At 53.7% G+C, this 24,372-nt stretch carries 21 protein-coding genes and 1 tRNA gene; 15 read left to right on the plus strand and 7 right to left on the minus strand.

Features of this window, described 5'->3' with window-relative positions:
• Positions 1-156: 156 nt before the first annotated feature.
• Positions 157-447: a DUF1435 domain-containing protein gene (locus J5224_RS20595; RefSeq protein WP_264627130.1), complete on the minus strand. Its 291-nt coding sequence runs from the start codon at positions 445-447 to the stop codon at positions 157-159.
• Positions 448-596: 149 nt separating this feature from the next.
• Positions 597-1,748: a lactaldehyde reductase gene (fucO, locus tag J5224_RS20600; RefSeq protein ID WP_264627131.1), complete on the minus strand. Its 1,152-nt coding sequence runs from the start codon at positions 1,746-1,748 to the stop codon at positions 597-599.
• Positions 1,749-2,539: 791 nt separating this feature from the next.
• On the opposite strand from fucO, the gene gcvT reads away from it, so the two are divergent.
• From gcvT to gcvP, 3 genes are all read left to right on the plus strand, one after another.
• Complete coding sequence (gene gcvT / locus J5224_RS20605; RefSeq protein ID WP_264627132.1) at positions 2,540-3,634, plus strand: glycine cleavage system aminomethyltransferase GcvT; 1,095 nt, start codon at positions 2,540-2,542, stop codon at positions 3,632-3,634.
• 129 nt (positions 3,635-3,763) lie between these two features.
• Positions 3,764-4,159: a glycine cleavage system protein GcvH gene (gcvH, locus tag J5224_RS20610; RefSeq protein ID WP_264627133.1), complete on the plus strand. Its 396-nt coding sequence runs from the start codon at positions 3,764-3,766 to the stop codon at positions 4,157-4,159.
• Positions 4,160-4,504: 345 nt separating this feature from the next.
• Positions 4,505-7,378 (plus strand): aminomethyl-transferring glycine dehydrogenase, encoded by a 2,874-nt coding sequence (gene gcvP, locus J5224_RS20615; RefSeq protein ID WP_264627134.1) that lies wholly within the window; start codon positions 4,505-4,507, stop codon positions 7,376-7,378.
• 62 nt (positions 7,379-7,440) lie between these two features.
• Here gcvP and J5224_RS20620 read toward each other — a convergent pair whose 3' ends face one another.
• The gene (locus tag J5224_RS20620; protein ID WP_222159559.1) at positions 7,441-8,049 is read right to left on the minus strand and encodes an HD domain-containing protein; all 609 of its coding nucleotides are present in this window, start codon (positions 8,047-8,049) and stop codon (positions 7,441-7,443) included.
• 454 nt (positions 8,050-8,503) lie between these two features.
• Here J5224_RS20620 and J5224_RS20625 point away from each other — a divergent pair, with 454 nt between their 5' ends.
• Positions 8,504-10,015 carry an alpha/beta hydrolase gene (locus J5224_RS20625; protein WP_264627148.1) on the plus strand — a complete coding sequence of 504 codons (1,512 nt, stop codon included), beginning with the start codon at positions 8,504-8,506 and terminating at the stop codon, positions 10,013-10,015.
• Between the two features lie 123 nt (positions 10,016-10,138).
• Positions 10,139-10,786, plus strand: a complete 648-nt coding sequence (gene trhA, locus J5224_RS20630) for a PAQR family membrane homeostasis protein TrhA (RefSeq protein ID WP_264627135.1) — start codon at positions 10,139-10,141, stop codon at positions 10,784-10,786.
• Between the two features lie 60 nt (positions 10,787-10,846).
• Here the strand turns inward: trhA and ygfZ are convergent, their stop codons facing one another.
• Entirely contained in the window at positions 10,847-11,848 is a 1,002-nt protein-coding gene (gene ygfZ / locus J5224_RS20635; protein WP_264627136.1) for a tRNA-modifying protein YgfZ, read from the minus strand.
• Between the two features lie 260 nt (positions 11,849-12,108).
• Here ygfZ and sdhE point away from each other — a divergent pair, with 260 nt between their 5' ends.
• Together sdhE and J5224_RS20645 are read left to right on the plus strand one after the other, a co-directional pair.
• Positions 12,109-12,375 (plus strand): FAD assembly factor SdhE, encoded by a 267-nt coding sequence (sdhE, locus tag J5224_RS20640; protein ID WP_264627137.1) that lies wholly within the window; start codon positions 12,109-12,111, stop codon positions 12,373-12,375.
• A complete protein-coding gene (locus J5224_RS20645; protein ID WP_264627138.1) occupies positions 12,356-12,787 on the plus strand; it encodes a protein YgfX in 432 nt (143 codons plus the stop codon). The genes sdhE and J5224_RS20645 overlap by 20 nt, the downstream gene beginning before the upstream one ends.
• Before the next feature lie 59 nt (positions 12,788-12,846).
• Here J5224_RS20645 and fldB read toward each other — a convergent pair whose 3' ends face one another.
• Both fldB and J5224_RS20655 read right to left on the minus strand, forming a co-directional pair.
• Positions 12,847-13,365, minus strand: coding sequence for a flavodoxin FldB (fldB, locus tag J5224_RS20650; RefSeq protein WP_264627149.1), 519 nt, complete (start codon positions 13,363-13,365; stop codon positions 12,847-12,849).
• Positions 13,366-13,523: 158 nt separating this feature from the next.
• A complete protein-coding gene (locus J5224_RS20655) occupies positions 13,524-14,849 on the minus strand; it encodes an MFS transporter (protein WP_264627139.1) in 1,326 nt (441 codons plus the stop codon).
• 319 nt (positions 14,850-15,168) lie between these two features.
• Here J5224_RS20655 and xerD point away from each other — a divergent pair, with 319 nt between their 5' ends.
• The 8 genes from xerD (at position 15,169) to J5224_RS20695 (ending at position 23,232) form a co-directional block, all read left to right on the plus strand.
• Positions 15,169-16,068 carry a site-specific tyrosine recombinase XerD gene (gene xerD / locus J5224_RS20660; RefSeq protein WP_264627140.1) on the plus strand — a complete coding sequence of 300 codons (900 nt, stop codon included), beginning with the start codon at positions 15,169-15,171 and terminating at the stop codon, positions 16,066-16,068.
• Positions 16,069-16,145: 77 nt separating this feature from the next.
• Positions 16,146-16,862 (plus strand): bifunctional protein-disulfide isomerase/oxidoreductase DsbC, encoded by a 717-nt coding sequence (gene dsbC / locus J5224_RS20665; RefSeq protein ID WP_264627141.1) that lies wholly within the window; start codon positions 16,146-16,148, stop codon positions 16,860-16,862.
• Positions 16,863-16,934: 72 nt separating this feature from the next.
• Positions 16,935-18,668 (plus strand): single-stranded-DNA-specific exonuclease RecJ, encoded by a 1,734-nt coding sequence (recJ, locus tag J5224_RS20670; RefSeq protein WP_264627142.1) that lies wholly within the window; start codon positions 16,935-16,937, stop codon positions 18,666-18,668.
• A 124-nt stretch (positions 18,669-18,792) separates the two neighbouring features.
• Positions 18,793-19,891, plus strand: a protein-coding gene (prfB, locus tag J5224_RS20675) for a peptide chain release factor 2 (RefSeq protein ID WP_264627143.1) whose coding sequence is annotated in 2 segments (ribosomal slippage) — positions 18,793-18,867 and positions 18,869-19,891 — 1,098 coding nt in all. Because the reading frame shifts where the segments join, the coding sequence is not laid out codon by codon here.
• Between the two features lie 8 nt (positions 19,892-19,899).
• Positions 19,900-21,417: a lysine--tRNA ligase gene (gene lysS / locus J5224_RS20680; RefSeq protein ID WP_264627144.1), complete on the plus strand. Its 1,518-nt coding sequence runs from the start codon at positions 19,900-19,902 to the stop codon at positions 21,415-21,417.
• Positions 21,418-21,557: 140 nt separating this feature from the next.
• A complete protein-coding gene (locus tag J5224_RS20685) occupies positions 21,558-22,325 on the plus strand; it encodes an AraC family transcriptional regulator (RefSeq protein WP_264627145.1) in 768 nt (255 codons plus the stop codon).
• A 67-nt stretch (positions 22,326-22,392) separates the two neighbouring features.
• Positions 22,393-23,076, plus strand: coding sequence for a LysE family translocator (locus J5224_RS20690; protein WP_264627146.1), 684 nt, complete (start codon positions 22,393-22,395; stop codon positions 23,074-23,076).
• 82 nt (positions 23,077-23,158) lie between these two features.
• A tRNA-Gly gene (locus J5224_RS20695) sits at positions 23,159-23,232 on the plus strand.
• A gap of 376 nt (positions 23,233-23,608) precedes the next feature.
• Here J5224_RS20695 and J5224_RS20700 read toward each other — a convergent pair.
• A complete protein-coding gene (locus J5224_RS20700) occupies positions 23,609-24,253 on the minus strand; it encodes a hypothetical protein (protein WP_264627147.1) in 645 nt (214 codons plus the stop codon).
• Between the last annotated feature and the right edge of the window lie 119 nt (positions 24,254-24,372).

The raw sequence follows: 24,372 nt of genomic DNA on the forward strand, positions 1-24,372 counted from the left end.
CGGAATTGGTAGACGCGCTAGCTTCAGGTGTTAGTGTCCTTCGGACGTGAGGGTTCAAGTCCCTCTCTTCGCACCATTTCTTAATGCTTTTCCTTTCTTTTTTATTTCTTCGTGTCGATCAAACATTTCTCTTGGTACTGCATGACGTATTGCCCGTTATGGCCACGTCGTTTGGAAGGCTACCACTAACGCGCTCAATCCGCCCGCCAGTGCAATACAGGAAGGCAGCAGCAAGTAATGGCGCAAGCGAGGATGGAACAGCATGACGGCGGTTGCCAGCAGCGCAATCGCTACGATCAGCTTCCAACTGTTGAGTTGAAGGTCGAGCAGCGCAAGCAACGGCATCAGTGCGGCGGGCAGCAGAATACCCCAGGCGCTGCTCAGGCGTTTACCCAGACACCAACTGGCACTCCATAATCCGCATGCGGTAATCATTGCGGTTAGCATGACTGCGCTCCTCTAGCGATGATAAAACTCAAAGTTGATAATGATAACCACTATCATATGTGAATTTATATCATTTGTGGACGGGCGTAAACCCCGGCAAGCGATGCCGGGGGAGTAGAAACAGTGAAGGGAAATACGTTGGAAGGGAATCAGTAGATCGACTGATATAGCGCTTTGATTTGCGCCAGTGTCACATCACGCGGGTTGCCGCCGGTGCAAACATCGTCAAAGGCAGCCTGTGCTAACGCAGGGATATCCTCTTCCTTCATGCCCACTTGGCGCAGACGCGCCGGAATATCCACATCCTGAGAAAGCTGCTTCACGGCGGCGATGGCGGCTTCTCGCGCTTGCGCGATCGGCATCTGTTGTGCGTCCGCGACGCCCATTGCTACCGCGATTTGCCGGAATTTGTCGCCGGTATAATCCGCATTGAACGCCATGATATGCGGCAGCAGGATCGCGTTTGCCACGCCGTGCGGGGTGTCATAGAACGCGCCCAACGGGTGTGCCATACCGTGAACCAACCCCAGACCCACGTTGGAGAAGCCCATGCCAGCGACGTACTGCCCCAACGCCATGGCTTCCACGCCGGCGGCATGGCCCGCCACGGAATCGCGCAGCGAACGGCTGATGATTTCGATGGCCTTCAGATGCAGCATGTCGGTCAGTTCCCACGCGCCTTTAGTGGTAAAGCCTTCAATCGCGTGCGTCAAGGCATCCAGGCCGGTTGCCGCCTTCAGTGAGGCGGGCATGCTGGCCATCATATTGGCATCGATAAACGAGACAATAGGAATGTCATGGGGATCGACGCAGACGAATTTGCGACGTTTTTCTTCGTCGGTGATCACGTAGTTAATCGTGACCTCGGCAGCGGTGCCTGCGGTGGTCGGGATCGCCAAGATCGGTACGCTGGGGCGGCGCGTGGGTGCAACGCCTTCCAGACTGCGCACATCGGCATATTCCGGGTTGTTGATGATGATACCAATCGCTTTACAGGTATCCTGTGGTGAACCGCCGCCAATGGCGATCAGGTAATCGGCCTGCGCTGCCTTGTAGCGCTCAATACCTGCGGTCACCACGCGAATCGTGGGATTAGGTACTACGTCATCGTAAACCTCGTAGGGCAGGCCTGCCTGATCGAGCAGAGTGATAACTTTACTCACCACACCATATTTCACCAGGTCTTTGTCAGTGACCACCAGCGCTTTGTGGAAACCACGCCGGGTTATCTCTTCTACGATGTGGTTAATCGCCCCCGCACCAAAATACGAGGTCTCGTTAAGGATCATTCTTTGGGTCATCGTCGTCGTCTCCATAACATTTTGATTTTAAAATACCCGTCATACTTCAAGTTACAGGTGTGTTGGCTGCACTCGCTCACCCGAATCACTTACTTGAGTAAGCTCATCGGGATTCCCTCATTTGCCGCCTTCCTGCAACTCGAATTATTTAGGGTATAGATGCTGAATAGGGTCGGGTAGCGCGAGCGATCGGGGCGGGAAACGCCCTCATGGCGCGACATGTTAATCCTCATAGCGTTAGCTTCTATGCCATCAATAACGCAAAGACCGTGATGGATCGCTGATAAATGGACATTACCCTTTTAATGAGTATGGGTATGTGGCAGGGAAATTGCCTTCCCCTCGTTGCCATCGGTGGTGATGCGGTGGCAGTGAGTGCAAGGTGGGTGTGATCGGCGTCATCTTTAGCGTTTTTGGTACCGTGACATCATCATCACCTTTGGTTGAAATAATCTAATTTCAGCCATTTTTTTGCATTATAAAAACTAATCCATTACGGATTTGTTTGTGGCGATCATTCTCTAATGATGTGAATATTTGTGTCATTATTCTTGTTTTATATTTCAATTATTAGTGTTTTATTCTAAATAATGATTTTAATTTGGCGAATTTTGTTGTCATGTGCTCTGCCACTCTTTTTGTCTTTCATGGCTGATATATAGTTTAACTTATGACAAGGGGTGTGGTAGCCCTGTGGAAGAGGTGGTAAGTTCAACGCAAAGAAAGCGTTTGCGTGGCGCGATCTGCGTCGTTCGCAAGGACAGGTTTGCAAACAGAGGTTCGGGAAAAAAATGACACAGCAAACTCCGTTGTATCAGCAGCATATCGCCGACGGCGCGAAGATGGTCGACTTTCACGGCTGGATGATGCCGCTGCACTACGGCTCACAGTTGGATGAGCATCATAGCGTTAGGCGTCATGCAGGCATGTTCGATGTGTCGCACATGACCATTGTGGATTTACACGGCCCGCGTGTGCGCGAATTCCTGCGTTATCTGCTGGCGAACGACGTTGCCAAACTCACGCAACCGGGCAAGGCGCTTTATACCGGGATGTTAAACGCCTCGGGTGGCGTCATTGACGATCTCATCGTCTACTTTCTTACTGAAACACATTTCCGGCTGGTGGTGAATTCCGCCACGCGGGAGAAAGATCTGGCCTGGATCGCCGAGCATGCCAAGGCGTTCAACGTGGAGTGGCAGGAACGCGATGAACTGGCGTTGATTGCAGTGCAAGGGCCGTTGGCTCAGGAGAAAGTGCAGGCGTTGCTCAGCGCGGAACAGCGCGCGGAAACGGCGGGCATGAAGCCCTTTTTCGGCGTACAAACCGGTGACTATTTTATTGCTACCACCGGGTATACCGGTGAGTCAGGCTATGAAATTGCCCTGCCCGCGGAGCAGGCAGTGGCGTTCTGGCAACAACTACTGGCGGCTGGTGTGCAGCCCTGTGGCCTCGGAGCGCGCGATACGTTGCGCCTTGAAGCGGGCATGAACCTGTATGGCCAGGACATGGACGAAGGTGTTTCACCGTTGGCTGCCAATATGGGCTGGACTATCGCTTGGCAACCGGAAGGCCGGGATTTTATTGGCCGGGACGCGCTGACCCATCAACGTAATGAAGGCACTGAGCAGTTGGTCGGACTGGTGCTGCGTGAAAAAGGGGTGCTGCGCCATGAAATGCCTGTGCGCTTCACCGATGCGAGTGGCACGGTACAGGAAGGCGTGATCACCAGCGGGACTTTTTCTCCAACGTTGGGCTTCAGTATTGCACTGGCTCGCGTGCCGCAAGGTATTAGTGAAACGGCGTTGGTGCAAATTCGCCAGCGCGAAGTGCCCGTAGAGGTGACCAAACCGGTATTTATTCGTGGCGGAAAGGCATTGGTTTGACGCCGTACCCCGTTTGACCATGATTATTGATTAACGTTAGCGCGATATATGCCGCAACCCCTTCGCGTTGCTGGAAGGCGGATATCGCGCGATTCGATACGACGAAGCAATTTTTAAGGAGAGCAGGCAATGAGCAGCACAATCCCAACCGAGTTGAAATACACCTCATCCCATGAGTGGGTCCAGGCCGAAGGCGAGGGTGTCTATCGTGTCGGTATCACCGAGCATGCCCAGGAACTGTTGGGTGACATGGTTTTTGTCGATTTGCCTGACGTTGGCACGCAGGTTGCGATGGGTGATGACTGCGCTGTCGCTGAGTCGGTCAAGGCCGCCTCAGATATCTATGCGCCGTTGAGCGGTGAGATCGTGGCAGTGAACGATGCGCTGGAAGGGCAGCCGGAGCTGGTTAACAGTGCGCCTTATGGCGACGGTTGGCTGTTTAGCATCAAAGCATCTGATGAAAGCGAACTGAACGACCTGCTGGATGCTACCGCTTATCAGGCGCTGTTAGAAGAAGACGAATAACCTTGTCACCCCGTGATGGTTTTATCGCGCATCACGGGGTAAATCGATTGGTCAGAATGTAAGACACCGAGCGCAGTCTACCGCGTTCGCACTTGTTGTTTGCCATGAACGTTCTATACCCTAAATAATTCGAGTTGCAGGAAGGCGGCAAGCGAACGAATCCCGATGAGCTTACTTAGGTAAGTGATTCGGATGACAAATCTGCCTGGAGCAGATTTGAACGCCGCTTGCGGCGGCCTCGTAAGAGGTGAGGCCCAGGGATGGGCCGAATAACGAACGCAGCCAACGCACCTGCAACTTGAAGTATGACGGGTATAACAATTGCTTGAAGCAGGAAATACCCCAATGACTCAGACTCTCAGCCAACTCGAACATGACGCCGCTTTCGTAGAGCGTCATATCGGTCCTACACCCGCGCAGCAGGCTCATATGCTGGAAACGCTCGGTGCGGATTCCTTGTCAGCATTGATTCGACAGATTGTGCCGGCAGATATCCAGTTGCCCAACCCGCCAGCGGTGGGCAATGCGCTGCCCGAGCATCAGGCGTTGGCTGAGCTTAAGTCGATTGCCAACCGCAATCAGCGCTACAAAAGCTATATCGGCATGGGGTACACCGCTGTGCATATGCCGCCGGTAATCTTGCGTAATTTGCTGGAAAACCCCGGCTGGTACACCGCCTATACGCCTTATCAGCCTGAAGTCTCGCAAGGGCGGTTAGAAGCCTTGCTGAATTTTCAACAGATGACGCAGGATTTGACCGGGCTGGAACTGGCCTCCGCCTCTCTGCTGGATGAAGCGACGGCGGCTGCGGAAGCGATGGCAATGGCCAAACGCGTCAGCAAACTGAAACAGGCTAACCGCTTCTTCGTGGCAGAGCATGTGCATCCGCAAACGCTGGATGTGGTACGCACCCGCGCCGAGACCTTTGGTTTTGAAGTGGTGGTCGGCGATGCCGCCGCTGCATTGGAAATGGAAGGCGTGTTTGGCGTGCTGTTGCAGCAGGTGAACACCTATGGTGAAGTGCATGATTATCGTGAACTTATCGCACAACTGAATGCGCGAAAGATCATCGTCAGCGTCGCCGCTGATATCATGGCGCTAGTGCTTCTGGCTGCACCGGGCAAGCAGGGAGCCGATATTGTGTTTGGCTCCGCTCAACGCTTTGGTGTACCGATGGGCTACGGTGGTCCGCATGCGGCCTTCTTCGCCTGTAAGGATGAGTATAAACGCGCCATGCCGGGGCGTATTATCGGCGTGTCGCGTGATGCAGCGGGCAACACGGCGTTGCGCATGGCGATGCAGACGCGTGAGCAACATATCCGCCGCGAAAAAGCCAACTCCAACATCTGCACCTCTCAGGTGTTGCTGGCGAATATCGCCGGTTTCTATGCGGTTTATCATGGGCCACAGGGGCTCAAGCGTATCGCTGAACGTATTCATCGTTTAACTGATATTCTGGCTGTTGGTTTGCAGCAGGGCGGCTTGAAACTGTGGCACACCACCTGGTTTGATACGCTGGCGGTTGAGGTTACCGACAAGAATGCCATCATCGCACGTGCGCTGAATGCCGGGATCAACCTGCGTACCGATCTTTATCACGGTGTCGGTATCACGCTGGATGAAACCACTACCCGCGAAGATGTTGCGGCGTTATTTGACGTGTTGCTGGGCGAAGGGCACGGCTTATCTATCGATGCGCTGGATGTAACGCTCAGCGGCGGCTTATCATCCCTTCCTGCTGCGCTGCTGCGCACCGATGCCATTCTGACTCACCCGGTGTTCAACCGTTATCACAGTGAAACCGAGATGATGCGTTATCTGCACCGTCTGGCCCATAAAGATCTGGCGCTGAACCGTGCCATGATCCCGTTGGGTTCCTGCACCATGAAGCTAAATGCGGCAGCGGAAATGCTGCCGATCACCTGGCCGGAGTTTGCTGAACTGCATCCGTTCTGCCCGCCGGAACAGGCACAAGGTTATCGTTTGATGATCGAACAGCTTTCCGGTTGGCTGGTGCAACTCACTGGCTATGATGCCGTGTGTATGCAGCCCAACTCGGGTGCGCAGGGCGAGTATGCCGGTTTGTTGGCCATTCGCCGCTACCATGAGAGCCGAGGTGACGATCAGCGCACGCTGTGTCTGATTCCTAGCTCTGCGCACGGTACTAACCCGGCATCAGCACAGATGGCTGGGATGGCGGTAGACGTGGTGGCGTGTGACAAACAAGGGAATATTGATCTGCACGATCTGCGGGAGAAAGCCGCGCAGGCGGGCGATCGTCTCTCCTGCATCATGGTGACTTATCCTTCTACGCACGGTGTCTATGAAGAGACCATTCGTGAAGTGTGTCAGATTGTGCATCAACACGGCGGACAGGTGTATCTGGACGGCGCAAACATGAACGCGCAGGTCGGTATCACCACGCCGGGCTACATTGGCGCGGATGTGTCACACCTTAACCTGCATAAAACGTTCTGCATTCCGCACGGCGGCGGCGGGCCGGGCATGGGACCGATCGGGGTGAAAGCCCATCTGGCACCGTTCGTACCGGGGCATCAGGTGGTGCAGATTGATGGCTTGCTGACCACGCAGGGCGCGGTATCTGCGGCTCCTTTTGGCAGCGCATCCATTCTGCCTATCAGTTGGATGTATATCCGCATGATGGGGGCTGAAGGGCTGAGAAATGCCAGCCAAGTGGCGATCCTTAATGCCAACTATATTGCAACGCGTTTGAAGGATGCCTACCCGGTGCTCTACACCGGCCGCGATGGTCGCGTGGCGCACGAGTGCATTCTGGATATTCGCCCGCTGAAAGAGAGCACGGGCATCAGCGAAATGGATATCGCCAAGCGTTTAATCGACTATGGCTTCCATGCGCCGACTATGTCGTTCCCGGTGGCGGGAACGCTGATGGTAGAGCCGACTGAGTCTGAAAGTCAGGTCGAACTGGATCGCTTTATTGATGCGATGCTGGCGATCCGTGCAGAAATTCAGCGCGTAGCACAAGGGGAATGGCCGCTGGAAGACAACCCGTTGGTGAATGCACCGCATACCCAGCAGGAGATCGTCAGTGAGTGGTCGCATCCCTACAGTCGCGAACTGGCGGTGTTCCCGGCGGGGGCTGAGCATAAATATTGGCCGAGCGTTAAACGCCTCGATGACGTGTACGGCGATCGCAACCTGTTCTGCTCTTGCGTACCGATTGGCGATTACGCGTAATTAACGCTACAAAAATGAAAACCCGCCGTATGGCGGGTTTTTTTATCGGATAAGCCAGAGAATTACCCCAACCACCCTTTGGCCTGCGCCGTTTCCAGGTGATCTTTCAGGTAGCGCCACAGTTCGGGATTGATCTCGGCAATAAAGCTGGCGCGTCCTAAGACTTGTTCCAGTCGGATGCCGTTTTCCACCCAGCTTTGCCCGCCGTTATGCAGGTTCATCAGGATAGGCATAATGCGGTCGATCATCAGTGCAAAACGCGCGTTCGCGGTGTCGCCTGCTTCATACTCTTGCCACAGTTGCAGAAAGTGCTGACGTTGCGGTTCGGGCAGCAGGCCAAATAACCGGACGGCAGCGGCTTCTTCCTGCGCCTGAATCGCTTCTCGAGCGCTCAGATCGTAGACCATCACGTCGCCAGCATCGATCTCGACGATATCATGCACCAAGGCCATTTGAATCACGCGCTGAATATCCACGTCCTGACTGGCGTAGGGGGCCAGGCTCATCGCGGCAACGGCAAAGTGCCAACTGTGCTCTGCGGAATCTTCGTGACGGGAACTGCCGATGATTTTTGAACGACGCTGTACGCTTTTTAGCTTATCAATTTCCATCAGGAAACCAACTACTTCGGTCAGCGTACCGAACTCGAGAGTGGGTAAAGCCAGGGACATCAAAACCACCTTACATACAAAGATATGTCAAACGCGGCTGTATCAAACACTGCGCAGTCAAACAAAACCGGCTCATTGTAGGGGAAGCTGGTGAGAATTTACACGCTTTATTCCGTAATGATGTCCCTTTGGCATTGACTGTTCCGTCTGATAACGGACCTTTCGAGGGGGAGAATTGTCGACTATCGTTATAGTCATGGCACAAAACAATCTGTTTAACCGATCTTCCCAAACGCACTGTGCGCAATGCACAAGGCGAGGTTGGCATTGAGTCCGTGACAGGGCGACGTAAAAATCACAATGTATCCTAAATAATTCGGGTTGCAGGAAGGCGGCAAGAGAGTGAATCCCGATGAGCTTACTCAGGTAAGTGATTCGGGTGAGTGAGCGTAGCCAACGCATCTGCAACTGGAAGTATGACGGATAAAAAGGTGCTAATAATAAGGGGGCAATGATGCCTATTCGTATCATTCGACGCACGATCAAATATGCTGTGGTTATCGTGTTGGCCATTGCGTTGACGTTTCTGGTTATTCGGGTGTTTGACTCACAACGGGGACCTGCACTGGCGCCCTGGCATATTTATGTGCCAACAGAGATGACGCCTGACCAACTCGATCGTGCCAACTGGGAAGCGTATTTGGCGCATGAGGATCGCTTGTTTCAGGAGGTGACCGAGCAGGTGACTCAGACGCTGGACAGGGATGAGCAGGTTGCCTTAAACCGCTATTTTGTTGGCAGCCCTGTTTATCCGGGGCGCTTCGCGCATAACTGGAACCACTCTTATGAACTGATGCCGGAGGGCGAGCCCAAAGGTGCGGTGGTGCTTTTGCATGGGCTAACCGACTCGCCCTACAGTATGCGAAATGTGGCTGAGCTTTATCGTCAGCACGGCTTTGTCGCTATCGGGTTGCGTATTCCGGCGCACGGCACCGTGCCCGGTGCACTAACTAAAGTCCGTTGGGAAGATTGGTTGGCTGCCACGCGGTTAGCGGTGCGCGAGGCCGCGCGTTTTGTGACGCCCGCGAACGGGGGAGAACGCTTACCGCTGCATATCGTTGGCTTTTCTAACGGCGGGGCGCTCACGCTGAAATACGCGCTCGATACGCTCAGCGATCCTAAGTTGCCCAAGGCGGATCGTCTGGTCCTGATCTCTCCGATGATTGGCATTACGGCTTACGCGCGTTTTGCCGGTTTGGCCGGGTTACCCGCGATTTTCCCGCCGTTTGCCAAAGCGGCCTGGTTAGGCATTGTGCCGGAATTCAACCCGTTCAAGTACAACTCGTTCCCGGTGAACGGGGCACGCCAGTCTTATCTGCTCACCAGCGTGTTGCAGTCACAGCTTGAACAGGAAGCGCGGCAACGCAGGCTGTCGGAACTGCCGCCGATTTTAACCTTCCAGTCGGTGATGGATTTTACCGTCAGCACGCGGGCGGTGATCAGCGCGTTCTATAATCTGCTGCCGCAAAACGACAATGATTTGGTGCTGTTTGATGTCAACCGCACCATCAATTTTGGTTTGCTACTGCGGGATGCGTCTGCATCGGCGATTGGGCAATGGTTGCCGCCGACTCCCCGTTTGTACGGCACCACGGTGATCACTAACGCATCGGTACAAAGCGCAAAGGCGGTCGCCTTTGACACCAAAGCAGGCAGCATGGAGGTTACGCGCCGCGATCTCGGAATGGATTACCCCGAAGATGTCTATTCGTTATCGCACGTCGCGCTGCCTTTTTCTGACAGCGATTCGCTTTATGGCCGTTTCTCTACGCCACCGTATGAGTTTGGTATTCCACTCGGGCGTATTGCCGCGCGCGGCGAACGCGGGGTGTTGATTCTTGACTTGGATACGTTGCTGCGCCTTTCTTCCAACCCCTTCTATAACTACATGATGCAGCGTATTGATGATGTTATTCCTGGCGAAAGGGAACCCGGGCCGATACCGGGCTCTGTTCAAGCCCGGTAGCGCGGCGGATCGAAGAATAGTTTCGGCGTACACTTGTACTCTGAAACTATTCTCGATTACACTCTTCCCGATGATATTGCGTGAAGTTTGTACAACCCATCGTGCCGGGAGTAAAAACGGAATATGGTGAAATCAGAAAGTAATGCGAGCTATACGTTGGCGGAAGAGATAGCCAACAGTATCAGTCACGGTGCTGGTGTGGTGTTGGGGATTGTCGGGTTGGTGCTGCTGCTGGTGCAAGCGGTGGACAATGGCGCGACCAGCACGGCTATCGCCAGCTACAGTTTGTACGGTGGCACCATTATTCTGCTGTTCCTGGCCTCCACGCTCTACCATGCGATTCCCAGCCCGCGCGCTAAACCCTGGCTCAAACGGTTCGATCACTGTGCCATCTATCTGCTGATAGCGGGTACCTACACACCGTTTCTGCTGGTGGGACTGGATTCACCGTTGGCGCGTGGCTTGATGATTGTCATTTGGAGCATGGCGCTGGTGGGCGTGTTATTCAAGCTGGCTTTTGCGCATCGTTTTGAAGTGTTGTCGCTGGTGACATATCTGGTGATGGGATGGCTGTCACTGATTGTGATTTATCAGTTGGTGCAGGTGTTAGCACCGGGCGGTGTTACGTTACTGGCGGTGGGCGGCGTAGTGTATACCTTAGGCGTGGTGTTTTACGTGTGTAAACGTATCCCTTATAACCACGCCATCTGGCATGGCTTTGTGCTGGGTGGCAGCCTGTGCCATTTTCTGGCGATCTACCTTTACGTTTAGCCGCTAAATTTCCTCCTGGCACCGTTTCTGGGTGAACAGAAACGGTGCTCAGTGACGACATTATTCAGACAATGAATAGGGCAACGGTTGCAGACTCAACTGACTTTCTGCTGCGTCGCGCACGCGCAATACGCTATCTGCTTCCAGATCGTTATTCAGTACCGCTTGCACCCACAGTGTGCCATCGCTTAACGAGCTGGCGGCGAGTATCGTGCCGGTGCGACGCCAGTTTTCACCCATTTTCAGTTCCAAGTCTTCGCCTGCTTCCGGCACGCGCGATGACGTGCCCGCCAGCCAATAGAGTGCCCTCTTGTTGGCGCCGCGAAATTTTGCCCGTGCCACCATCTCCTGCCCGGTGTAGCAACCTTTATTAAAACTGATGCCGTTAAGTGCCTGTATATTCGTTGCTTGCGGGATGAACTGCGCGCTGTTTACGTTGTCAATAATCGGCAGTGCGGATTCAATATCCAGTGCCAGCCACTGTTGGCTGTCGGCCCATTGCACGCTGTCTGCCAGTTTTGCATTCAGCGCGGCGGCACCTTCTTGGTTCAGTACCAGAAGGAAGCGTTCAGCAGGAAGGGCAAAATGCAGCAGCGTACCGAAGGGGTGACTGACAACGGGATGTTCGCTGTCCGGCAGCGCAGAGAAGACCTCAGCTAAACGTTCGCGTATAGTGCTTCCCGCAGCACCGATAAGCTGGAGATTGTCCTCTGCAGCGATAGTGGTTTTGGCAAAGACGGCGTATTTTTTTAACTCGTTTAACTGCGTATCGCGCAGGTTGCGACGTACCAGATAGGCGAAGCCATCGTTGTGGGCAAACAGACGCAGCGCGCTCCACATTTTGCCTTTAGCATCACAATGGCCGCAAAGTACATGTTGATCGGGGGCTAACGCGTTAATATCGGCCGTCACTTGGCCTTGCAGGTAGGTGCGCGTGTCGGGGCCGGTAAGCGTTACGAGAGCCCAGTCATCAAGTGCTATCAGCGTAGCGGGAAGCTGCGCCGAGGCCGTGATGGCGTGTGATTTAACCGTTTGTGCAGCAAAGGGAAGTGGGGTTGCCATGTAACCATCCTCGCGAAGGTTTGCGTTTGGCCTAATGGTAAAAGAGCTTGCAGGGTTTGCAAGCAGTTATTCGTGCCATTGTCCCCATGATTTTCAGTTAGCATATTCGAAAGCGTTACTGAGCGTGCGCACGATCGATAACCTTCTGCGCGATACGCGGATATGCGCTAAAATATGTCAAAATGTTACATTTAGTTGAGTGTTTATCTAGACATCCGAGTTACACTACACGTTGGCGTCGATAAAAAGTAGGAAAAGCAATGGATATCGATAATAAGGCGCGAATTCACTGGGCGTGCCGCCGAGGAATGCGAGAGTTGGATATCGCCATCATGCCCTTTTTTGAACATGAGTATGATGTGCTAAACGATAATGATAAACGTGCGTTTGTGCGCTTATTGCAGTGCGATGATCCTGACCTGTTCAACTGGTTGATGAACCACGGTGAACCGGAAGATGGGGAACTGAAACGCATGATCTCTCTTATTCAGACGCGAAATAAAGATCGTGGCCCTGTGGCGCTGTGATTTACGCGTCTCTTGGCGCATGCAGTTATTTTCTTTGCTGGTGCACGGGCTGTTGCTGCTGTTGATTTTGCTGGCACCGTGGCCGGACGGTTATGCGGTGCTTTGGTTATCGCTGATGACCCTGGTGGTGTTCGGGTTTATCCGCAGCCAGCGTAATATCAAAGCGCGCCACGGTGAAATCGTGTTGCAGGCTGAAGCAAACCTTGAGTGGCAGCATCATCGCTGGCGCATTATCCGCCGTCCGTGGATGTTGAAAAACGGTATCTTGCTGTCGCTGCGGCGCAGTGACGGCAAACGGCGGCAGCGACTCTGGCTGGCATCCGATAACATGGATAAGCAGGAATGGCGGCACTTGCGTCAGTTGCTGTTGGAAAGTAAAGCGTGGGCGGGAGAAAACCCGGACGCGCACTAGTTTCAGGTTCAGCCGGCAGCACGCTGTCGGCTGATGTCTATCGGGAGATACCCCGACGATTACAACTGCTCTGCCATTTCCTGCAAAATCTGCTCGCACCACTGCTGTAAGCGCTCATCGCTCAGGTCATACTGGTTCACTTCATCAAGCGCCAGCCCGACAAAGTGTTTCCCGTCGGGTGTGAGCGGTTTAGTGGTGGTGAACTCATAGCCTGCGGTGGGCCAATAGCCAATAAAGGTTGCGCCGCTTGCGGCCAACTGTTGATGCAACATACCGAGCGCATCAAGGAACCATTCACCGTAGCCCAGCTGGTCACCCATGCCATACAGCGCAACGATTTTCCCTTGTAGGTTCAACGAGGATAACTGTCCCCAAATGGCTTCCCAGTCTTCCTGAATTTCACCGAAATCCCACGTTGGGATACCCAGAATCAGGAATTCATACTCTTCCATCTTCTGCGGATCGACATCTTTTACGTTATGTAGATCGACCAGAGATTCGCCCAAAATATCGCGAATCTTTTCCGCTGCCATCTCGGTGTAGCAGGTGCTGGAACCGTAGAACAAACCAATTTTCATATGCAATTGCAGCGTGTTAAACAAACTTGCCATTAGCCTAACCGAATCTTACAGCGAGGTATAGCGTGGATGTGGTGTGCACGTGGCGTGAGAAACTCGGTGGGAAAAAATGGGTGAAGGTATTACCCTTCACCCGTATTCACGTTTGTCGGTGAGGCTTAACCAAGCGTTTGGTGACGCGTCTCTTTGGTCAGCAGTAAGGCGATAAGCGTTAACGATGCCATAGCAAACAGGTAAACACCTACGTAGAACAACCCGTAGTTAGCGGTCAGCCAGGCGGCAATATAAGGTGCAACTGATGCGCCCAGAATCGACGAGACGTTATAGGAGAACGAGGCACCGGTATAACGCACTTCAGTGGGGAACAGTTCAGGCAGCAATGCGCCCATCGGTCCGAAGGTTAAACCCATCAGACCCAGCCCCAGCACCAGAAACAGCATCACCAGCGGTTGACTGCCAGACCCTAACAGGGACGGGAACAGCATCGAGAACACCAGCATGCCGCAGGTAACGACGATCATGGTCTTGCGGCGGCCATAGGCATCTGCCAGCAGCCCGGCAACCGGGATCAGCAGACCAAAGGCGATAACCGCTACCATTAGCATCCACAGGAAGCTGTTACGCGAGAAGCCCAGCCCTTTGGGGATTGGCGAGGTGCCATAAGTCATGGAATAGACTGTCATGATGTAGAACAGCGTATAGGTAGCAAGCATGATGAACGTACCAAGAATGGTCGCCTTCAGATGCTTGTTCAACAACGTTCCCAGCGGAATACGGACTTTCTTGCCCGCTTCGATAGCTTTGGTAAACACGGGCGCTTCGTGCAGAGAGACACGAACATACAGGCCGATCAACACCAATACCGCAGAGGCAACGAAAGGTACACGCCATCCCCAGGTCATGAACTGCTCTTCGCTTAATAACCAGGAGAGCAGCAGGAACGTGCCGTTGGCGAAGAAGAAGCCGATCGGTGCGCCCAACTGCGGGAATGAACCATACAGTGCACGCTTGTGGGCTGGCGCGTTTTCGGTAGCCAGCAACGCGGCTCCGCCCCATTCGCCACCCAGACCAAGGCCTTGACCAAAACGCGCCAATGCCAGCAGCAACGGTGCGAAAATGCCAATACTCGCGTAGGTTGGTAGCAGGCCGATCAGCACGGTAGAGATCCCCATGGTCAGCAGGGAAGCAACCAGCGTCACCTTACGACCGACGCGGTCACCGAAGTGACCAAACAGCGCAGAACCGATCGGGCGTGCCACAAAGGCAATGGCAAAGGTGGCGAGCGACTGTAGCGTCGCGGCGGTCGGATCGCCCTGCGGGAAGAAGATGTGCGGGAAAATCAGCACAGCGGCAGTGGCATAAATATAAAAATCGAAAAATTCGATCGCGGTTCCGATCAATGAAGCGACAACAACCTTACTGCGGGAGTTAACCGGGGCTGCGTCCGCCTCTGCATCGAGAGTGGGCGTGATGGTGGCTTGCATAGGACTCTATTATCTTTTTTTATCGACAGAACTGTCATTCTAGTCACAGAAAAAAAAGCATTTCAATGCTAACCCAAAAAGCGTAAAAGCGGTGACAGAGCCTGCTTTGGCGAGTTGCGCGATTGTAAATACTTCCTGTGATATAAGTTATGCTTTACCCTATTTTGTAGTGCAAGACGGCGAATAATGCAGCATAAAATAAATTTGCATAAAAAATCGGCGGCGCGAATTCAGGTGATGATCCTGCCCCTTTTATCGTCACTTCGGGCATAATAACGCCAGGGTTTTACCCTGCACGTCGTACAGCGAGGAGATGCGTATGCAAGCACAGGATCGGGCACACATCGAACAGTTTCTTGAAGCTATGTGGCTGGAGCGAAACCTGGCTGACAACACGCTGATCTCCTACCGGCGAGATTTGACCGCACTGGCCGATTGGCTGGAGCATACTGACAGTGATTTATTGCAGGTGCAGGCGCTGGATCTGCAAGCTTATCTTGCCGAACGCGTGGAAGGGGGATACAAAGCGACCAGTTCGGCGCGTTTGCTGAGTGCCATGCGTCGCTTTTTTCAGTATTTATACCGGGAAAAACGGCGTAGTGACGATCCCAGCGCGGTATTGTCTTCTCCCAAATTACCTCAGCGCTTGCCCAAAGATCTCAGCGAAGCGCAGGTGAATGCGCTGCTGCAAGCGCCCTGTGTGGATGAGCCGCTTGAGCTGCGCGATAAAGCCATGCTTGAGGTGCTGTATGCCACCGGGCTACGCGTCTCGGAACTGGTGGGGCTGACCATTGCCGATGTCAGTTTACGCCAGGGCGTCGTGCGGGTGATTGGTAAAGGCAATAAAGAACGGCTGGTGCCGCTGGGGGAAGAGGCCATTTATTGGCTGGAGCGCTACCTTGAGCACGGCAGGCCCTGGCTGCTGAACGGCCAAACGCTTGACGTGCTGTTTCCAAGCTCCAGGGCACAGCAGATGACGCGCCAAACCTTTTGGCACCGTATCAAACACTATGCCGTGCTGGCATCCATTGACAGTGAGAAGCTTTCACCGCATGTTTTACGCCATGCATTCGCTACGCACTTGCTGAACCACGGGGCTGATTTGCGTGTCGTACAGATGTTATTGGGGCATAGCGATCTTTCAACAACGCAAATTTACACGCACGTTGCCACTGAACGGCTGAAGCAGTTGCATCAACAGCATCATCCGCGCGCCTGAGATTGCAGGCGAAACAAGGGCCAGCGGCTAAACGCGCCCTTTACAGGCGGAATACACCATGAACGGGACTGAATACGATGAAAAAAGGGCTACTGGCGCTTTCTTTACTGCTCGCGGCGGCGAGTGGGGCAGTACATGCCGATGATGCGGCGATTAAACAGACGCTGACCAAACTGGGCATTGAAAAAATGGATATCCAGCCTGCGCCCGTCGCTGGCCTTAAAACGGTGCTAACGGAAAGCGGCGTGCTTTACGTAACGGAAGATGGCAAACATCTGCTGCAAGGGCCGCTCTACGCATTGGACAGCGGCACGCCGGTGAACGTGACTAACCAGATTCTGAAAGGAAAACTGGATGCCTTGCAGGATCAAATGATCGTCTACAAAGCGGCGCAGGAAAAACATGTGATTACCGTTTTCACCGACATCACCTGCGGTTACTGCCACAAACTGCATGAGCAGATGAAAGACTACAACGATCTGGGCATTACTATCCGCTATCTGGCTTTCCCGCGTCAGGGGTTGAACTCGCCAACGGAAAAAGACATGCAGTCTATCTGGTGTACCGCTAACCGTAATAAGGCGTATGACGCGGCATCGCGCGGTGAGGCTATCTCCCCGGCAACCTGCAAGACCAATATCGGTGCGCATTACGAACTGGGTATTCAGTTCGGTGTGCAAGGCACACCTGCGATCGTGCTGGAAGACGGCACCGTGGTTCCGGGTTATCAGGCACCGAAAGAGATGTTAGCCATGCTGAACGCGCATCGAGCGGCAGCCAAACCGGGCGCGTAAATTGTCGTCAGGTTGCTCCATTAAAACGATAACGTGTCATGCACGCCGTCACGCAGTGGAATTGAAAATACAGTGGAATTAAAAACCATACTCCGCCGGCGCCCGCTGGCGGAAGGCAGTGGGCTTCCCGCAACGCTTCCTCCGTTACTACGTCGTCTGTACGCACAGCGCGGCGTCACAGAGGGCCAGGAATTGGAGCGCAGCCTGCGCGGCTTGCTTGATTATCGCCTGCTCGATGGCATTGACGACGCGGTGGTGTTGCTGCAACAGGCGCTGGCAGAACAACGGCGCATCGTCGTGGTCGGTGATTTTGATGCCGACGGCGCGACCAGCACCGCGCTGGCCGTGCTGGCACTGCGCAGCATGGGCGGTAGCCAGGTGACCTATCTGGTGCCGAACCGTTTTGAAGATGGTTATGGCCTTAGCCCGGAAGTGGTGGTGCAGGCCGAGAAGCTGGGCGCAGAGCTGATCCTGACGGTGGATAACGGCATTTCATCCCATGCTGGCGTGGATGATGCGCACCAGCGCGGCATTCAGGTGCTGGTGACTGACCACCACCTGCCGGGGGAAACGTTACCTGCCGCCGATGCGATGATTAACCCCAATTTACGCGACTGCGCCTTTCCTTCCAAATCGTTGGCCGGCGTTGGCGTAACGTTTTATCTGATGATGGCGCTGTTTGTGCGTCTGCGCGACAGCGGCTGGTTCAGCCAAAAAGGGTTGGCTGAACCGAAACTGGCGGAACTGCTCGATTTGGTGGCGTTAGGCACGGTGGCGGACGTGGTGCCGCTCGACGCCAACAACCGTATTCTGGTGTCGCAGGGGTTGAATCGCATTCGTGCTGGTAAATGTCGCCCTGGCATCCGCGCCTTGCTGGAAATCGCCAACCGCGATGCCAGCCAACTGGTAGCCAGCGATCTGGGTTTTGCGATTGGGCCACGCCTGAATGCGGCAGGGCGTTTGGATGATATGTCGATTGGCGTAGCGCTGCTGCTGTGCGATGACATCGTCGAAGCGCGGATGCAGGCCAGCGATCTGGATGCGCTCAATTTGGCACGACGTGAAATTGAACAAGAGATGCAGGCGGAAGCCATGCAACTGTGCGAAAAGCTGGAACACGGCCTTGAACAACTGCCGTTGGGATTGGCGATGTACCACCCCGAATGGCACCAGGGTGTGGTCGGTATTCTGGCATCGCGGCTTAAAGAGCGTTTTCATCGCCCGGTGATTGCGTTTGCACCGGCGGGTGAAGGCGTGCTTAAGGGGTCTGGTCGTTCAATTCCCGGCCTGCACTTGCGCGATGCGCTGGAGCGCTTAGATACCCGCTATCCGGGGCTGATGGTTAAATTTGGCGGTCACGCGATGGCGGCGGGACTCTCACTGGAAGAACACCAGTTTGATGCCTTCCGTGAGCGCTTTGGTGAACTGGTCGGCGAGTGGCTGGATGAATCGCATCTGGAAGGGGTTATCTGGTCGGACGGTGAGCTGATACAAACCGAGCTGAATCTGGTGACGGCAGAGATGCTGCGCGATGCCGGGCCGTGGGGACAAGCGTTTCCTGAACCCACGTTTGACGGGCGTTTTCGTATCTTGCAGCAGAAGCTGTTGAAAGAGCGCCATCTGAAGCTGATGGTGGAGCCGGTTAACGGCGGGCCACTGCTGGACGGTATCGCGTTTAACGTGGACACCCGCTGCTGGCCCGACAGCAGCATTCGTGAGGCTGAAATGGCTTACCGCCTTGAGGTTAACGAGTTTCGCGGTAAACGCAGCGTGCAATTGTTGATACAGCATTTGTGGCCGCTGTAGTGAGTCATCGCACGCATGGGTAAAATTGCGCCAGACGGCTGTAAACCTGGCGTGTATTCCGCTAGAATAGCCGGTTTATATCCATTTTTCTCCGTCGCTTGACGACTAACGTAAGACGCTAATCATGTTTGAAATTAATCCGGTAAAAAACCGCATTCAGGACCTGTCTGACCGGACAGCTGTTCTGAGGGGGTATCTTTGACTACGATGCCAAGAAAGAACGCCTGGAAGAAGTAAACGCCGAGCTGGAACAGCCCGACGTTTGGAATGAACCCGAGCGCGCACAAGCGCTGGGTAAAGAGCGCTCCTCACTGGAAGCTATCGTCGATACCATCGATCAGATGACACAGGGACTGGAAGACGTTTCCGGCCTGCTTGAACTGGCGGTGGAAGAGGACGACGAAGAGACGTTCAATGATACCATCACCGAAGTGGATGGGCTGGAAGCCAAGCTGGCACAGCTTGAGTTCCGCCGCATGTTCTCCGGCGAATACGACAGCGCCGACTGCTACCTCGATATTCAATCCGGCTCCGGCGGTACGGAAGCGCAAGACTGGGCCAGCATGCTGCTGCGCATGTACCTGCGTTGGGCTGAGAGCAAAGGCTTTAAGACCGAAGTGATTGAAGAGTCTGAAGGGGAAGTCGCGGGCCTCAAATCGGCTACCATCAAGATTATCGGTGACTATGCGTTTGGCTGGCTGCGTACCGAGACGGGCGTGCACCGTTTAGTGCGTAAGAGCCCGTTTGACTCCGGTGGTCGCCGCCATACTTCATTCAGTTCCGCGTTTGTCTATCCGGAAGTGGATGACGATATTGATATCGAAATCAACCCGGCAGATCTGCGTATTGACGTATATCGCGCCTCCGGTGCCGGTGGACAGCACGTTAACCGTACCGAATCTGCGGTGCGTATTACCCATATACCCACCAACATTGTTACCCAGTGTCAGAACGACCGCTCCCAGCACAAGAACAAAGATCAGGCGATGAAACAGCTGAAAGCGAAGCTGTACGAGTTTGAGATGCAAAAGAAAAACGCTGAGAAGCAGGTGCTGGAAGATAACAAGTCCGATATCGGTTGGGGCAGCCAGATTCGTTCTTACGTACTGGATGATTCCCGAATCAAAGACCTGCGCACCGGGGTGGAAACGCGTAATACCCAGGCCGTGCTGGATGGCGATCTGGACCGATTTATTGAAGCAAGTTTAAAAGCGGGGTTATAACAAGTCACATGGCTGAGTCACAATCACAGGGTGCCGATCAGGCGCTGGATCTGAACAACGAATTGAAAGCGCGCCGCGAAAAGCTCTCGGCGCTGCGTGAACACGGTATCGCCTTTCCTAATGATTTCCGCCGTGATTCCACTTCTGATGCGCTGCATGCGGCTTATGACGATAAAGAAAACGAAGAGCTGGAAGCGCTGGGCATCGAAGTGGTTGTGGCGGGTCGTATGATGACGCGCCGCATCATGGGTAAAGCCTCATTCGTGACGTTACAGGATGTGGGTGGCCGCATTCAGCTGTACGTGGCGCGTGACGATTTGGCGGAAGGCATCTACAACGAACAGTTTAAAAAATGGGATCTGGGCGATATCCTGGGCGCACGCGGTAAGGTGTTCAAAACCAAGACCGGTGAGCTTTCTATCCATTGTACTGAACTGCGTTTGCTGACCAAGGCGCTGCGCCCACTGCCAGACAAATTCCACGGTCTGGCAGATCAGGAAACCCGTTATCGCCAACGCTATCTGGATCTGATCGCCAACGACGAATCGCGCAACACCTTCCGCGTGCGTTCGCAGATCATGTCCGGTATCCGCCGTTTCATGGTAGAGCGCGGGTTTATGGAAGTTGAAACCCCGATGATGCAGGTGATCCCCGGCGGTGCTTCCGCGCGTCCTTTTGTGACTCACCATAATGCGCTGGATATTGATATGTATCTGCGTATTGCGCCGGAACTGTACCTGAAGCGTCTGGTGGTCGGTGGTTTTGAACGCGTGTTCGAAATCAACCGTAACTTCCGTAACGAAGGGGTTTCGCCGCGTCACAACCCGGAATTCACCATGATGGAACTTTATATGGCCTATGCCGATTATAAAGATCTCATCGAGTTGACCGAGAGCCTGTTCCGCACCCTGACGCAAGACGTACTGGGCAGCACCACGGTGCCTTACGGCGATCAGACGTTTGATTTTGGCAAACCGTTTGAGAAGCTGACCATGCGTGAGGCGATCTGCAAATATCGCCCGGAAACCAACGTGACGGATCTGGACGATTTCGATAAAGCGTCTGCCATTGCAACGTCCCTAGGGATCAAGATCGAAAAAGGCTGGGGTCTGGGCCGTATCGTGACCGAGATCTTCGAAGAAACCGCAGAAGCGAATCTGATTCAACCGACCTTTATCACCGAATATCCGGCGGAAGTTTCCCCGTTGGCGCGTCGTAATGATGACAACCCGGAAATCACCGATCGTTTCGAATTCTTCATCGGTGGGCGTGAAATCGGTAACGGCTTCTCCGAGTTGAACGACGCAGAAGATCAGGCAGAACGCTTTGCCGATCAGGTACGTGCAAAAGATGCGGGCGACGACGAAGCCATGTTCTACGACGAAGACTACGTCACCGCGCTGGAACACGGTCTGCCGCCAACTGCGGGCCTGGGCATTGGTATCGACCGTATGGTGATGCTGTTTACCAACAGCCACACCATTCGTGACGTGATCCTGTTCCCGGCGATGCGTCCGCAGAAGTAAACGTCTTCGAACGACGGATGCGTAATAAACCCCATGCCTGCATGGGGTTTTTTTATCCGTAGTCATCCCGCGAGCCATGCTGGTAAACCCACAGAGAAAAATGCTACCGTCACTCTTCTGTTTCGGGGGGAAGTGGCTCCATGATCACCTATCGTGATGGCTGGTTTGAACTGGCGTTGTTAGAAAATACCGGCGGATTTCCCCGCCATACCCATGATGAATATGTGATTAGCGCCAACCTCAACGGCGTGGAGCATGTCTGGCTGGATGGCAACACCTTTGATGTCGATCCCCATATGGTGACCACCTACAATCCGCATCAGCTGCAAAGCGGTGATAACAGCGATGGGCGCTGGCAATGTGCTTCGCTCTACGTACAACCTGGTGCTTTTGCGCATTTCTTTGGCCGTACTTTCCGGTTTGCACAAGGCGTGCAACAGGCTCCCGAACTGGCGCAACAGTTGAAATTATTGGCAAGCCCCAGCGATGAGCAGAGCGATGGTGCGATGTATCAGGAGCGGCTGGTGCTGCTATTGGCAGCCTTAATGGACAACGACATGGGCAGCCCTGCGCCGTTAAAAATGGTCAGCGAGGGCGGCAGGGTCAAACGCATCAAGGCGCGTTTGCTCGATTGCCTGGCAGAGCCGCCCAATCTGGATGCGTTGGCGCGCGATGAACACATTACCGTGGCGCATCTGGTGCGTAGCTTTCATCAGGAAGCCGGTATGCCGCCGCTGGCCTGGCTGATGCAGCGCCGCATTAGCAAAGCGCGTGAGCTGCTGCGTCAGGGCATGAACATCAGTGAGGTTGCCCTTCGTCTTGGCTTTGCCGATCAGGCGCACTTCACCAAAACCTTCAACCGCTTTAATGCCATGACGCCGGGGCGTTTTCAGCGTATCAATTTCTGACAATACGCCCTGTCATCGACCCTGTAGACTTGCGTTCATTATTGATGTCTGTGGAGTTGTGGCGGTTATGTTGTTAGTGGTGCTTAATGGTATTTTGCTTTCCCTTTCGCTGTGCCTGGATTTGGGAATGGTGAATACGGCGATCATTAACCGGGGTATGCGTGATGGGCCGCGCGCCGCGTTTATGATTGGCTTTGGTTCCTGTTTTGGCGATCTGGTTTACGCGGCGCTTTCTGCGTTTGGTTTAGCGGTTATCTTTACTGCGCTGCCGGTACGCTGGGCGCTGTGGATTGGCGGCGGTGCCATTCTGCTGTGGATGACCTGGAACATGGCGCGCATGGCCTGGCGTGATTATCAGACGCAGCGTTCAGCGCCAGTGGATACGGATGTCGTGGATGCTCCGGCAGTCGCAAAACGGTTTCGCGGCTATGATTTTCTGAGCGGCATGGGGATGGCGCTGGCATCACCGACCGCGCTGCTGTGGTTTGCCGCGATTGGCGGCTCGATTATCGCGCAGTCAACGGATGGCTCAACGCTGATGGTGAGCGTATTTCTCAGCGGTTTCTTTATCGGTGGACTGCTGTGGACGCTGTTTCTGGCGGGCATGATCAAGTTTGGCCGACAGGCGCTGCAAGGGCGGCTGACCTTTTACTGCTATGTCATCTCGGCGCTGCTGTTTGCCTATTTTGCGGTGCAGGTTATCTACCACGGCTACCAAACGCTGCTGATCCCGCTGACGCTGGCTGACTGATTGCTCAATACGCCACCACTTTCGCCGGGTTTTTGCTTGCCCGGCAAGCGGATAGCGCTATAATGCCCAACGCACACCTGATGCGAGTGTAGTTCAATGGTAGAACGAGAGCTTCCCAAGCTCTATACGAGGGTTCGATTCCCTTCACTCGCTCCACGCTCTCTTCTCTGCAAGTCTCCTGACGTTAACAAAATCAAAATAAATCAATCGTAAACCGCTTTTCATTGTCTCTTGGTGTCGCCACGTATCAACCCACATCCGTCCCACTCATGTGTATAGTAATGCGAATAGCCTGCACCGGTTGACATTGTGCTGGATGATATCAGCGCTTCTGTTCCTGCAAAGGGCAAGAAAAGAAGCGATAAAGAATAACAGTAGGTGAAAAGTGTTTAACGGTTCTAATTTACGGCTAGCTTGTTAACTGAGGAACCTGAGAGCAACGTCGTTTCTTTATCTGCTTACCGGCTGAATGCTGTCTGATTTTTCATAATGAACCTCCGTTGGTTGTATTTTAACCAAAGAACTCTTAAACCTAATCGTCCTTTTTCATCGCAGCAAGAACAAGATTACTTCGATCATCCCATGTGGGGCGAAAACCCAGATGTAGCGGGTCGGTCAATTCCACATTATCAGGATTGCCCCAAATGATACTGGCGACGGCCTGCATTGCCTGAATATCACCCTGATAGGGATATCTTGCACCTGTTTCACTGGTTTTAAATGAAAGTTCGTTATCGACCACAGTGAGAAGCGTTATTTCAATGCTGTTATCTTTAGTAATACCGAACAACCAAAGTAACATCCCTGCTTCAGTTTGGTGCGTATCACTGATCACAGCGCCATAGTGTTCAATAACTGCTTTATATGCCGCTGTTGATACGCCTCCTAACTGATAGTCAACGTCAACATAGGCGGATTCCACTTGGGGAATGCGAGAACCGAAATCAGGTGGTGGAGTGGGTGTAAAAGACAAAACATAGCTTGCGATATGTTTATCGGAAAGCTCATCCCGAATATAAAGCATTGCCATTTCATTATGATAATCCTCCAGTAATGCGCGGTATTGCCTCCCACTATTACTGGCGAATTGCAACCAAATAAAATGGCCGGAATCCATATCAATTGAATCCGGCCAATGCAATATTTTATCGTGTTCTGCAATCAAATTGGGTGACATTGGCGTAGAAGGCCCATTTGATCAACAAAAAGCTCTAACGCACGTTGTGAGAAGTTCACATTGACATTTTTGAGGTCATTCCAAAGTGATGCTTGGTTTACTGGGATTGATTGCCCGTC

The sequence above is a fragment of the Candidatus Symbiopectobacterium sp. NZEC135 genome, from assembly GCF_025962695.1.